12 protein-coding genes are annotated in these 11,676 nt (G+C 64.6%); 3 read left to right on the plus strand and 9 right to left on the minus strand.

The genetic code is table 11. From position 1 onward, the window contains the following. Nucleotides 1-32: 32 nt before the first annotated feature. Nucleotides 33-911 carry a LysR family transcriptional regulator gene (locus AC07PQ_RS05115; RefSeq protein WP_007927890.1) on the minus strand — a complete coding sequence of 293 codons (879 nt, stop codon included), beginning with the start codon at nt 909-911 and terminating at the stop codon, nt 33-35. A gap of 182 nt (nt 912-1,093) precedes the next feature. On the opposite strand from AC07PQ_RS05115, the gene ampC reads away from it, so the two are divergent. Continuing rightward, the gene (gene ampC / locus AC07PQ_RS05120; RefSeq protein ID WP_493184313.1) at nt 1,094-2,269 is read left to right on the plus strand and encodes a class C beta-lactamase; all 1,176 of its coding nucleotides are present in this window, start codon (nt 1,094-1,096) and stop codon (nt 2,267-2,269) included. A 182-nt stretch (nt 2,270-2,451) separates the two neighbouring features. Next, nucleotides 2,452-3,006 carry a UPF0149 family protein gene (locus tag AC07PQ_RS05125; RefSeq protein ID WP_493184312.1) on the plus strand — a complete coding sequence of 185 codons (555 nt, stop codon included), beginning with the start codon at nt 2,452-2,454 and terminating at the stop codon, nt 3,004-3,006. A 111-nt stretch (nt 3,007-3,117) separates the two neighbouring features. Here AC07PQ_RS05125 and AC07PQ_RS05130 read toward each other — a convergent pair whose 3' ends face one another. The 8 genes from AC07PQ_RS05130 to AC07PQ_RS05165 form a co-directional block, all read right to left on the minus strand. Beyond that, the gene (locus AC07PQ_RS05130; RefSeq protein WP_037004885.1) at nt 3,118-3,903 is read right to left on the minus strand and encodes a sulfite exporter TauE/SafE family protein; all 786 of its coding nucleotides are present in this window, start codon (nt 3,901-3,903) and stop codon (nt 3,118-3,120) included. Nucleotides 3,904-4,124: 221 nt separating this feature from the next. Next, on the minus strand, nt 4,125-4,658 hold the full coding sequence (locus tag AC07PQ_RS05135; protein WP_493184311.1) for a DUF3087 domain-containing protein: 534 nt from the start codon (nt 4,656-4,658) through the stop codon (nt 4,125-4,127). Between the two features lie 222 nt (nt 4,659-4,880). Further along, a complete protein-coding gene (locus AC07PQ_RS05140; protein ID WP_492570880.1) occupies nt 4,881-5,624 on the minus strand; it encodes a tellurite resistance TerB family protein in 744 nt (247 codons plus the stop codon). A gap of 155 nt (nt 5,625-5,779) precedes the next feature. Beyond that, the gene (locus tag AC07PQ_RS05145) at nt 5,780-6,220 is read right to left on the minus strand and encodes a carboxymuconolactone decarboxylase family protein (protein ID WP_007927880.1); all 441 of its coding nucleotides are present in this window, start codon (nt 6,218-6,220) and stop codon (nt 5,780-5,782) included. A 203-nt stretch (nt 6,221-6,423) separates the two neighbouring features. Continuing rightward, nucleotides 6,424-7,863 carry a mechanosensitive ion channel domain-containing protein gene (locus tag AC07PQ_RS05150; RefSeq protein ID WP_493184310.1) on the minus strand — a complete coding sequence of 480 codons (1,440 nt, stop codon included), beginning with the start codon at nt 7,861-7,863 and terminating at the stop codon, nt 6,424-6,426. A 433-nt stretch (nt 7,864-8,296) separates the two neighbouring features. Then, nucleotides 8,297-8,923, minus strand: coding sequence for an isochorismate family cysteine hydrolase YcaC (ycaC, locus tag AC07PQ_RS05155; RefSeq protein ID WP_007927871.1), 627 nt, complete (start codon nt 8,921-8,923; stop codon nt 8,297-8,299). Between the two features lie 56 nt (nt 8,924-8,979). After that, nucleotides 8,980-9,663, minus strand: a complete 684-nt coding sequence (locus tag AC07PQ_RS05160; RefSeq protein ID WP_062825194.1) for an isochorismatase family protein — start codon at nt 9,661-9,663, stop codon at nt 8,980-8,982. A gap of 97 nt (nt 9,664-9,760) precedes the next feature. Next, complete coding sequence (locus AC07PQ_RS05165; RefSeq protein WP_493184309.1) at nt 9,761-10,627, minus strand: pirin family protein; 867 nt, start codon at nt 10,625-10,627, stop codon at nt 9,761-9,763. A gap of 108 nt (nt 10,628-10,735) precedes the next feature. Between AC07PQ_RS05165 and AC07PQ_RS05170 the strand changes: the two genes are divergently transcribed. Then, nucleotides 10,736-11,644, plus strand: coding sequence for a LysR family transcriptional regulator (locus AC07PQ_RS05170; protein WP_493184308.1), 909 nt, complete (start codon nt 10,736-10,738; stop codon nt 11,642-11,644). Nucleotides 11,645-11,676 lie beyond the last annotated feature (32 nt).

Genomic DNA, 11,676 nt, shown 5'->3' on the forward strand with positions numbered 1-11,676 from the left:
TTAATATTCAACTTAATGTTGAATCAAGCTATTCAACCTTCCTGCACGGTCCCCAACAGCCATTCCTTGAACGCCAGCATCGCCGGGCTTTGCGCCCGGGACTGCAAGCGGGTCAGCCAATAGCTGCCGGTGGTGATGCCCACCGCGAACGGCTGGACGATGCTGCCAGCGTGCAACTGCCGGGAGAACATCAGCGGCGGCGCCAGGGCCACGCCTATACCCTGCTGCGCGGCTTCCATCATGCCCAGGGACGAGTCGAAGACGATGCTGCGCGCAGGCAGGGTGCTGGCCGGCAAGCCGGCGGCGCTGAACCATTCCGGCCATTCGTCGGTGCGGTAGGAGCGCAGCAGGGTCTGGCCGAGCAGGTCGGCGGGGCTACGCAACTGCCGAGCCAGTTCCGGCACGCAGAGCACCGACAGCGGTGCTTCCAATAGCTGGACAGCATCGGTGCCGTGCCAGGCGCCGTTACCGAAGCGGATGGCGTAGTCCAGGCCTTCGGCGGCGACGTCGACCCGGTTGTTGTGGGTCGACAGGCGCAGGTCGATAAACGGGTGGCGGGCCTGGAAGTCCTCCAGGCGCGGCAACAACCAGCCGACGGCAAAGGTGCCGACCGCGCCGACGCTGAGCATTTCGCGGTAGTGCCCGCCTTCGAAGCGGCCGAGGGTTTCGGCGATGCGGTCGAAACACTCGCACAGCACCGGCAGCAGGGTTTCGCCCTCGCTGGTCAGCATCAGCCCGCGGGGCAAGCGCTTGAACAGGGTCACGTTGAGCTGGACCTCAAGGCTTTTCACCTGATGACTGACCGCCGCCTGGGTCACGCACAGCTCGATAGCCGCGCGGGTAAAACTCAAATGCCGCGCCGAGGCCTCGAAAGCGCGCAGGGCATTCAGCGGCAGATGGGGTCGGATCATGACCACTCCCTAGTTTTTCTAATGGCTCCTGCGAAATATCGTCGTTTGCCGATCCTTCGCCGACCGCCTACATTGAGCCGGCTCGCAGCGCCCTGTTCCCTGACTGCAAGGGCAGGCGCTGGCAAAAGCCGCTCGGAGTGTAGCGGCCATCACCCTGCAAAATCATGGAATGCCAGCCCATCATGCACAACAAAAACCTAGCCCTATCCGGATTTTTCACCATTTCCCTGCTGCTGTCCGGCGCCAGCATCTGCCTGGCCGCCAGCCAGCCGGACAGCGCGCTCAAACCCCTGGTCGACGCGGCGATCCGCCCGTTGATGCAACAACAGGACATCGCCGGGATGGCGGTGGCCATCACCCTCAAGGGCCAGCCCCATTACTTTAACTACGGCCTGGCCTCCAAAGAAGGGAAAAAGGCCGTCGACGCCGACACGCTGTTCGAGGTCGGGTCGGTGAGCAAGCTCTTCACCGCGACCCTGGGGGCCTATGCCCAGGCCAGCGGCAAGCTGTCCCTGAACGACCCGGCCAGCCGCTACCTGCCGGCGTTGAAAGGCAGCGCCTTCGAGCACATCAGCCTGTTGCAACTGGGGACCTACAGCGCCGGCGGCCTGCCGTTGCAGTTCCCGGAACAATGGGACAGCCAGGACAAGATGCTCGGCTACTACCAGGGCTGGAAGCCGGCCTTTGCCCCCGGCGCCCAGCGCCTGTACTCGAACCCGAGCATCGGTCTGTTCGGCTACCTGGCCGCGCAAAGCCTGGGGCAGCCCTTCGAGCAATTGATGGAGCAGCGGCTGTTCCCGCAGTTGGGCCTGCAGCACAGCTATGTCCAGGTACCGAAGTCACAGATGGACAATTACGCCCAGGGCTACGGCAAGGACGGCAAGCCGGTGCGGGTCGGCCCCGGCGCCCTGGATGCCGAGGCCTACGGGGTCAAGACCAGCGCCGCCGACCTGCTGCGTTTCGTCCAGGCCAACCTCAAGCCCGAGTCGCTGGCGCAACCCTGGCCGCAGGCCATCGCCCTCACCCACACCGGCTACTACCAGGTCGAGGGCATGACCCAGGGACTGGGCTGGGAGCTCTACCCCTACCCGCTCAGCCTGGACGCCCTGCTGGCCGGCAACTCGTCGCAGATGGCCTTCGAACCGCACCCGACCCGCTGGTTCACCCCGCCCCAGGCACCGCGGGCCGATACCCTGCTGAACAAGACCGGTTCCACCGGCGGTTTCGGCGCCTATGTGCTGTTCGTGCCCGGCAAGGACATCGGCCTGGTGCTGCTGGCGAACAAGAACTACCCCAACGCCGAACGGGTCAAGGTCGCCCATGCCCTGCTCAAGGCACTGGATGACGCGCAACCCTGAGAACAACAGCGACCGGATCGGTTAACGGGCCGATCGCTGGAGTGGCCAGGAGCGCGTCGCAGCCATGACAACGCGCTCCGCGACGATGATCGGCGCTGGATAAAAGCCGCGGAACGCGCCATCCTCCGCGTCTTTTTTCCGCGCAGCCCCTGGGGCTGCACGTTTTTCCAAGGAAACCCTCCATGCACAACCAGCCGCTCAGCCCCGCCGAGTTCAAATTCATCGAAGACACCCTGCTCAAGTATGGCGACGACCACTCCGTGCTCAACCTGGCCGAGCTCGACGGTTTTTGCACCGCCCTGGTGTCCGGCCCGGCCCAGGTGGACATCGCCGAATGGTTCCCGGCCATCTGGGGCGGGCAGAACCCGGACTGGCAGGACCCCGAGGAGTGCAAGCGCTTCATCGAGCTGAGCGTGCGCCATCTGAACGCCCTCGCCACGGCGCTGGCGAATGACTCGGCGAGTTTTCAGCCGCGTTTCGAACAGACCGAGCATCAGGACCAGCCGCTGACGCTGGCGGAAGAATGGTGTTTCGGCTACATCCGCGCCATGGCCGTGAGCAACTGGCCCGAGCTGCCCGCTGCCCAGGCCGCCCAGCTGCAAGCCATCATCACCTGCGCCGAACAGGACAACTTCGAACTGCCGGCCGACCTCGATCTGGCTCAGCATCGCCAGACCGTGGCCAGCGTCGAACAGGCCGCCCGTGGGCTGCACGATTACTGGTTGGCGCAACGCTGAGAGAGGCCTGGGGGTGGGTCCATCACGGCCCACCCCAAGTGTGCGCACTCAAACCGCAAAAACACAAAAGCCTCCCGCAGGAGGCTCTTGGCTCGACCCGCCAGCGCGGGGTCAGAACGCCAGTTTGTAGCCGATGGAAAACAGCATGAGCGCCAGGAACGGCCGCAGCAGTTCGTCCGAGACGCGGCCGGTCATGTGGCTGCCGAGCCAGATCCCCGGCAGCGAGCCCATCAGCAGAAAGCCCAGCAGTTGCCAGTCCATGTTGCCCATGCTCGCGTGCCCCAGGCCGGCGACCAGGGTCAGCGGCACGGCGTGGGCGATTTCAGTGCCGACCAGGCGCTTGGTGGCGAGGAAGGGATAAAGGATGAACAGCGCCACGGTGCCCAGGGCACCGGCGCCGATGGAGGTCAGGGCGACCATGGTGCCCAGGACCACGCCGGTGACCACCGTCAGGCCGTTGAGGCTGGAGTCCTTCAGGTGGTAGTGATCGCCGGCATGCTTCTGGGCAAATGCCAGGAGCTTTTTCTTGAACAGGATCGCCAGGGCGGTGAGCAGCAGCACAAAACCCAAGGCCTGCTTGATCACGCTGTTCAGCGCTTGCGGATCGGTGTGCAGGCTCTTGAGGAACCACAGGGTGGCCAGCACCGCGGGCACACTGCCCAGGGTCAGCCAGCCGGTGATCTTCCAGTCGATGTTGCGGTTTTTCTGATGGACCAGCACACCACCGGACTTGGTGATGGCGGCGTACAGCAGGTCGGTGCCGACAGCGGTCGCCGGGTTGATACCAAACCACAACAGGATCGGGGTCATCAGCGACCCGCCTCCCACCCCCGTCATCCCCACGATGAAACCCACCAACAGGCCCGCGATTACAAAACCAAAATTACCCACATCCATCAATAAGCCCTACGCATCAACCGCGGCCAGGTAAAAAACTGGCGGCAGCATAGCGCTAATGCTTATGTCCATTTATATAAATAAAATCTAACGTTATAACTCTTTGCCTTTTTGCCATGTATTCAGCGCATACAACCCGCGGATTGCATGCACCCATCACATGCCGAGATTGGCTCGGAAACGGCCGGGGAAAACCTTCGAAACCGCGCGCCCTTTGCAGGTCATTTTGCTAGCGGAATCCGCTTCACCGCTTCGATCCAGTCCGGATTCAAGCGCTTCTGCTCGGTGTCCATGCCCAGGGCTTGCATCCGCTCCTTGTGCCGGTCGATCTCATGCACCACCTGGCTCAACGCGCTGGAGTTGGCATCCAGCTGGTGCATCTGGGTCAGGCCCAGGTGGTAGAAGCGCAGCAGTTTCATCGCTGTCGGGTCCTGGGCCTCGACGCCCGCGGTGACGTGGTGCATGACGTTGGTCACGCTCATCAGGCTGCGCTTGAGCTGCCAGCCGTAGACCGCTGCGGCCATCCACGGCTGCGACCAGAAGCGCACGCGCATCAGCACCATGCTCAGCACCAGCCCGGCCAGCACGCCGGCGACATTGAGCTTGAAGTTATCGCCGCCAGGCGTGCCGAACAGCAGCACCGCGGCGCTGGACAGCAGCATGGCCAGGGACAGGAAAATCAGGGCAATGAACAAGGTACTGCGGCGGGTCTGCTGGCGAAAAAGCTCGGGGTTCTGCGGCTGGATCTCGAACATGGCGACGGTGCGCTCGCATGATGGACAGGCCGGCATTATCACCCTGCCCGCCCCCGGAGATGGCGAATAAATCCACGCTGCGACAATCCACCTCGGCCACCGGGGCGTGCCGTCGGAGCCAAGCAGAGATTGGGCGGGATGCGGATCGAGCATGCCGGGCGTCGAATGGCATGCCCGACGCGGACAAATGGACCGGCCCCTGGCGGAGCCGGTCCTCGTGGCTCAGGCCACCTGGCCCTTGGCCTGTTGCTCCAGGTGCAGTTGCAGCTCGGGGTCGATCCGCAGCGCCGCCGCCAGCTCGTCCAGGTAACTGCGCTCGGCGTCCTGCTGATCGTCCACCAGCATCACGCTGGCCAGGTACATTTCCGCCGCCATGCCCGGCTCGCCCGCGGCCGACTGGGCCACGTCGGCGGCGTCCAGGGGACGTGCGACTTCGTCGTCGAGCCATTGCTGCAATTGCGGGTCATCGGTGTGACGGCCGATCTCGGCGCTGATCAGTTGTTTTTCCTGCTCGTCGATGCGGCCATCGGCCTTGGCCGCGGCGATCAGGGCACGGAGGATCGCATGGCTGTGTTCTTCGACTTCCGGGCCGGCCAGCTGGTCGACGGTACGCAACGCCTGTTGCGGCGCCGCCGATTGCTGCTGGCGCTGCCAGGCCTGATAAGCCTGGAACGCCATCATCCCCAGGGAAGCTAGCGCCGCGTAGTTCGCGCCACCGCCGGAACGGCCCTGCGGGGCTCCACCGGAAGCCGCGCCGCCCAACCCGGAACCGCCCAGCAAGCCGCCCAGCAGACCACCCAGCCCGCCGGCCGGCGCTCCGCCGCCGCTGCTACCGCCCAGTAGACCACCGAGCAAGCCACCCAGGCCTCCCAGGCCATCCTGCGGTGCCGAGGCCCCGCCACCCTGCTGCGTCATCGAAGCCTGGCCGGCGCGCAGCAACTGTTCAAGCAAATCACTGGTGTTCATGGCATCGCTCTCTTCGGGCAGTTATTCAGATTGCCAACAATAGTCTTCGCCACGCATTGCGCCAACTGCTTCCGCTTGGGCCCTGATCCCTTCTCGCCAGACGCCGCGCTGGCGGCCCACTCCATCCGCCAGCCGACGGCCAGTGAGCCCGGGAATCAGGCCTGGGGCATTTTGCGGAAACCCACCGCCAGGCGGTTCCAGCTGTTGATGGTGGCGATGGCCAGGCTCAGGTCGACCTGTTCGCTGGGGCTGAACTGGCTGCTCAGCAGCTCGTAGTCGGCATCCGGCGCGTGGGTTTCGCTGACCCGGGTCAGGGACTCGGTCCAGGCCAGGGCGGCCCGTTCGCGGTCGGTGAAGAACGGCGCTTCGCGCCAGACCGAGACAGCGTACAAGCGGCGCTCGGTTTCCCCGCTCTTGCGCGCGTCGGCGGTGTGCATGTCGACGCAGAAGGCACAGCCGTTGATCTGCGAGGCGCGCAGCTTCACCAGCTCGATCAGCGACTTTTCCAGGGGCAGTTTCGATACCGCGGTTTCCAGCGCGATCATGGCTTTGAGGGCGTCTGGCGAAGCGGTGTAGAAGTCGATACGCGGTTGCATGGTGTGGCTCCAGATCAAATGAATGTGGCGCTACGTTAAGCCCGGGCCCGGTCCCAACCAATAACCAATTCCGGCTAAGACCAGGTGACCAATGCCCCCCCTCTTGCGTAGGAGCGCAGCTTGCGCGCGATCCGCGCAGCGGCCATTCACCGATGACGCTATCGCGCGCAAGCTGCGCGCCTGCAGGGGGCGTGCATGGACGCTCAGGCGCGCCGGCGCAGCCACTGCATAAAGCCTTTTTTCACCGCCGGCCGCGGGCTTTCCTGGGTCAGGGTCTGGGCGATGTGCTGGCGGAAATCCAGGAGGTTTTTCATCGCGTCGCTGATGTCGCGCCGCGCATCCAGGCACGGCTTGAGGTATTCGTTTTCGATGCGGTACAGGGTGCAGAAGGTCTTGGCCGAGAAGTCCGCCGCGGTCGCCTGATCGGCGACCCCCGCCTCGCCTATCACTTCGCCCGGCCCCATGCGCCCGGCCTCGAAGGGCTTGCCATCGCGGATCAGGCTGACCGAGACCACCCCCGATTCGATGATCAGCAGGTGATCGCTGACCTCGCCCGCCGGCAGGATGGTCTCGCCGGCGCGGAAGGTCTGCAGGGTCATGTTCTGGCTGAAGGTTTCCTTCTCTTCCTGGCGCAGGGTGGAGAAGATGCTCGAGCTGTCCAGCAGCGCCCGCGGGCGCGACAGGTGGGCCGCCACGCTGCTTTCACCGCTGGACAACAGACTGACGCCGGACGCCTGCAAGTGCCGGAAGGCCAGGTCGAACAGCTGGTTGCGCACTTCGCGCTTCTGGCCCATGGAGGCCACGAAACCGCTGATCTCGTACTCCACCCCGGCGTTGCCCGAGCTTTTCAGGGCCACGCTGGGGGCCGGCTTGGGGAGCAGGAAACGGCAACCGAGCATGGCCCGTTCCAGCGCTTCGATCACCGTTTGCGGCCGCTCATGGGGGCTGACCTGGAGGCTGATGGAAAGCCCGTGCATATCGGCGGGACGGCTGAAGTTGATGATCTTGGCCTTGGCCGCCAGGGAATTGGGGATCACCGCCATGCTGCCCTGGGAGGTCTGCAGCCGGGTGGCGCGCCAGTCGATGTCGGTGACCCGGCCTTCGGTGCCGTCGATGGAGATCCAGTCATCGAGCTGATACGGCTTGGTGGTGTTCAGCACGATGCCGGAGAACACGTCGCTGAGGGTGCTTTGCAGCGCCAGGCCGACAATGATCGCCACCGCGCCGGAGGTGGCCAGCACGCCCTTGACCGGCAGCTCCAGCACATAGGCCATGGCGGCGATGATGGCGATCAGGAAAATCACCGCCCCCATCAAGTCCTGCAACAGCCGCCCGGTATGCCCGACCCGCTGCATCATCAGGGTGCCGAGCAACACCGTCAGGGTCCGCGCACCGAACAGCCACCAACCGATCTGCAACCCGGTGGCGGCCAGGTGCAGCGGCACGTCCTCCGGCCAGGGCGCCGCCTGCATCGGGTTCAGGCCCTGGTTGAACAGCAGCACGCTGTACAGGGTGAAGATCAGCACCCGCACCAGCAGCTTCCAGTAACCGCCCCGCGCGCCGATCAGGCGCCACAGCAGCATGTCCAGCAGGATCAGGACCAGCGCGGCGAACAGCGGGTGGTCGGCGAACAGGTTCGGCATCAAGCAACTCCAGCACGGTCAGAGGCGCGACAATCTCACACAAGCGACCTTGCAGGTATAGCCGCAGAAACAAAAACAGGGGCCTCATGGGAAGCCCCTGCCTGCAACGATGTCGCTCACTCTGTAGCCGCTGCAGCCTGCGAGGCTGCGAGCGACCCCGCAGGGGGCGCAGGATCTTGAGATCGCTTAAGGACCTTCGGTCCTATCGCAGCCTGCGGCAGCGGCTACAGGGGTTGTGACCTACCGATCGGCGCTAACCCTGTAGCCGCTGCCGAGCTTGCGAGGCTGCGATCGACTGCGCAGCAGGCGCAGGGTCTTGAAACCGCTTAAGGACCTTCGGTCCTATCGCAGCCTGCAGCAGCGGCTACAGGGAATCGCGACACCTCCGATAGCCCGGTCGTGCTCGCTGCCTTGTGTAGCCGCCGCTGGCAGGTCACTTGCCCTGGGTCAAAGTGGTGTAGCTGGTGATCAGGTTGCGGTAGTCCGGGATGTGGTTGGAGAACAAGGTGCCCAGGCCCTCGATGTCGTTGCGCCAGTCGCGGTGCAGCTCGCAGGCCAGGCCGAACCAGGTCATCAACTGGGCGCCGGCGGTGGACATGCGGTTCCATGCCGAATCGCGAGTCAGGGCATTGAAGGTGCCGGAGGCGTCGGTGACCACGAACACCTCGAAGCCTTCTTCCAGGGCCGACAGCGCCGGGAAGGCCACGCAAACCTCGGTCACCACGCCGGCGATGATCAGCTGCTTCTTGCCGGTGGCCTTGATCGCCTTGACGAAGTCTTCGTTGTCCCAGGCGTTGATCTGCCCGGGCCGGGCGATATACGGCGCGTCCGGGAACAACGCCTTGAGCTCGGGCACCAGCGGGCCGTTGGGGCCGGTTTCGAAGCTGGTGGTGAGGATGGTCGGCAACTTGAAGTACTTGGCCAGGTCGGCCAGGGCCAGCACGTTGTTCTTGAACTTGTCCGGGTCGATGTCGCGCACCAGGGACAGCAGGCCGGCCTGGTGATCCACCAGCAGCACGGCGGCGTTGTCTTTGTCGAGACGCTTGTAGGCGGTAGTCATGGGGTAGTCCTCGCTTCTTGTCGATACCGACTGGACGTCGGCGTGGGGGTGCAGCTTCAGCGCTGGGAGTCCAGCACTTCGTGCTCGTTCGCCACTTGCTGGGCCTTGAGGTAGCTCTCGATCAGCAACTGGTAATGCGGCATGGCCTGGGCGTAGACCGCGGCCCACTGCTCGGCGTCCGGGCGGTTCCACGAACCCTGCAGCTCGGAAAGCGTCGCCATGATGTCGATCGGCACCACCCCGGCCTGGGCCAGGCGGGCGATGGTCAGGTCAGTGGCCAGCCGCGAATGGTTGCCCGAGGCATCGACCACCGCGAACACCTTGTAGCCTTCATGCACCGCGGCGATCGACGGAAACGCCAGGCAAACGCTGGTCAGGGTGCCGGCGATCACCAGGGTTTTCTTGCCGGTGGCTTCTACCGCCGCCCGGAACTCGGGATTGTCCCAGGCGTTGATTTCGCCTTTGCGCGCCACGTACTGGGCATGGGGCGCCTCCTGGTGGATTTCCGGGATCAGCGGGCCGTTGGGGCCCTGGGGCACCGAGGCGGTGGTGATCACCGGCATCTTCAGCAAGGTCGCAGCTTTCGCCAGAGCGATGGCATTGGCCCGCAATTGCGGCACGTCCATGTCCTTGACGATCTGGAACAGCCCGCTCTGGTGGTCGATCAGCAGCATCGCTGCGTCGTTGGGGTCGATGGTCGGCTTGGCGCCATTGAAGTTGGCAGCATTGAAGTTGTTCATGTGCAGTTCCTCTTTCGTTTAGGGCATTTATTGAAGGCAACAGCCATCCCTGGCCCTGAACCGGCCGACACGTCCTGTGCAAGTCGGTAAGTGGGGGTCAGCCAGGCATCTGGCCGAAACGACCGGACTGGAAGTCGACGAAGGCCTGGTGGATCTCGGCCTCGCTGTTCATCACGAACGGACCATGACCGACGATGGGCTCGTCGATCGGTTCGCCGCTGAGCAGCAGCACCACCGCGTCGTTGTTGGCCTCCAGGCTGAGCTGGTCGCCGTCACGCTCGAACAGCACCAGCTGGCCTTCACGCACTACTTCCTGGCCATTGACCTGGAGCGTGCCGCGCAGCAGCACCAGGGCGGTGTTGCGCCCCTCGTGCAGGTCGAGGGTCAGGGGCTTGCCGGCATTCAGGCGGATGTCCCAGACGTCGATGGGCGTGAAGGTGCGGGCCGGGCCCTTGACGCCGTCGTACTCGCCGGCGATCAACCGCAGGGTGCCGGCCTTGTCCTTCAGGGCGATGGCCGGGATGTCGCCATCGAGGATGGTCTGGTAACCGGGCGCGGCCATCTTGTCCCGCGCCGGCAGGTTGACCCACAGCTGGACCATGTCCAGGGTGCCGCCGGACCGGGCGAACGCTGCGGAGTGAAACTCCTCATGGAGAATCCCCGAGGCCGCGGTCATCCATTGCACATCGCCAGGGCCGATCTTGCCGCCGCTGCCGGTGGAGTCGCGGTGCTCCACCTCGCCCTTGTAGACGATGGTCACGGTTTCGAAGCCGCGGTGGGGGTGCTGGCCCACGCCGCGCCGTCCCTGGGTCGGGGTGAATTCAGCCGGGCCGGCGTGGTCGAGCAGCAGGAACGGGCTGATGTGCTTGCCCAGGTTGTCGTAGGAAAACAGTGTGTGCACCGGGAAGCCGTCGCCCACCCAATGGGCCCGTGGGCTGGTGTAGATACCGATGATGTTTTTCATGCGGGTGCCTCCGAAATGGGTGAGTTATTTCGTTGGATACACCTTAAAACCCATACCTTTGATGCACTAGACTGCAAAAATCGCTCTTAGCGTTCTATCTGGAGAACGATGGTGGAAGACCTCAATACCCTCTACTACTTCACCCAGGTCGTCGAACACCGTGGTTTCGCCGCTGCCGGACGCGCCCTGGACATGCCCAAGTCCAAGCTCAGCCGGCGCATTGCCCAGCTCGAGGAACGCCTCGGCGTGCGCCTGATTCACCGCACCAGTCGCCACTGCTCGCTCACCGAGATCGGCCATGAGTACTACCAGCGCTGCCTGGCCATGCGCGTGGAAGCGGAAAGCGCCGCGGAAGTCATCGAGCGCAACCGTTCCGAGCCCCAGGGCCTGGTGCGCATCAGTTGCCCGACCGCGCTGCTCAACTCCTGGGTCGGGCCGATGCTGACCCGCTACATGCTCAAGTACCCGCTGGTGGAGCTGTTCATCGAGAGCACCAACCGCCGGGTCGACCTGATCCACGAAGGTTTCGACATCGCCCTGCGGGTGCGCTTCCCGCCATTGGAAAGCAGCGACCTGGTGATGAAGGTTCTGGGCAACAGCACCCAGTGCCTGGTCGGCCACCCGGACTTTCTTGCGCGCCTGTCGAGCCCCGCCTCGCCCGCCGACCTCAGCGGCCTGCCGAGCCTGCATTGGGGCGCGGCGCAACGCGAATACCAGTGGGAGCTGTTCGGCCCCGACGAGACGCTCGCGCAGATTCGCCACAAGCCGCGGATGGTCACCGACGACCTGATTGCCCTGCGCCAGGCGGCGCTGGCGGGAATCGGCATCGTCCACCTGCCCAGCGTGGTGGTGCGCGACGATATGGCCGCCGAACGCCTGGTGCAGCTGGTACCGGACTGGGCGCCCAAGTGCGGGATCGTCCATGCGATCTTCCCGTCGCGCCGTGGCCTGCTGCCGTCGGTGCGCACCCTGATCGACTTTCTCGGCGAGGAGTTCAGCCGCAGCGATATCACCTGAGGATGCGCGCAAGGTGAAGCCTGGCCGAATCT

The organism is Pseudomonas sp. GW821-FHT09E12 (genome assembly GCF_059416085.1).

Bases quoted from the DNA above. Each gene is read 5' to 3' on its own strand.
- AC07PQ_RS05115 (WP_007927890.1), bottom strand. From the start codon at position 911: ATGATCCGACCCCATCTGCCGCTGAATGCCCTGCGCGCTTTCGAGGCC.
- ampC (WP_493184313.1), top strand. From the start codon at position 1,094: ATGCACAACAAAAACCTAGCCCTATCCGGATTTTTCACCATTTCCCTG.
- AC07PQ_RS05125 (WP_493184312.1), top strand. From the start codon at position 2,452: ATGCACAACCAGCCGCTCAGCCCCGCCGAGTTCAAATTCATCGAAGAC.
- AC07PQ_RS05130 (WP_037004885.1), bottom strand. From the start codon at position 3,903: ATGGATGTGGGTAATTTTGGTTTTGTAATCGCGGGCCTGTTGGTGGGT.
- AC07PQ_RS05135 (WP_493184311.1), bottom strand. From the start codon at position 4,658: ATGTTCGAGATCCAGCCGCAGAACCCCGAGCTTTTTCGCCAGCAGACC.
- AC07PQ_RS05140 (WP_492570880.1), bottom strand. From the start codon at position 5,624: ATGAACACCAGTGATTTGCTTGAACAGTTGCTGCGCGCCGGCCAGGCT.
- AC07PQ_RS05145 (WP_007927880.1), bottom strand. From the start codon at position 6,220: ATGCAACCGCGTATCGACTTCTACACCGCTTCGCCAGACGCCCTCAAA.
- AC07PQ_RS05150 (WP_493184310.1), bottom strand. From the start codon at position 7,863: ATGCCGAACCTGTTCGCCGACCACCCGCTGTTCGCCGCGCTGGTCCTG.
- ycaC (WP_007927871.1), bottom strand. From the start codon at position 8,923: ATGACTACCGCCTACAAGCGTCTCGACAAAGACAACGCCGCCGTGCTG.
- AC07PQ_RS05160 (WP_062825194.1), bottom strand. From the start codon at position 9,663: ATGAACAACTTCAATGCTGCCAACTTCAATGGCGCCAAGCCGACCATC.
- AC07PQ_RS05165 (WP_493184309.1), bottom strand. From the start codon at position 10,627: ATGAAAAACATCATCGGTATCTACACCAGCCCACGGGCCCATTGGGTG.
- AC07PQ_RS05170 (WP_493184308.1), top strand. From the start codon at position 10,736: ATGGTGGAAGACCTCAATACCCTCTACTACTTCACCCAGGTCGTCGAA.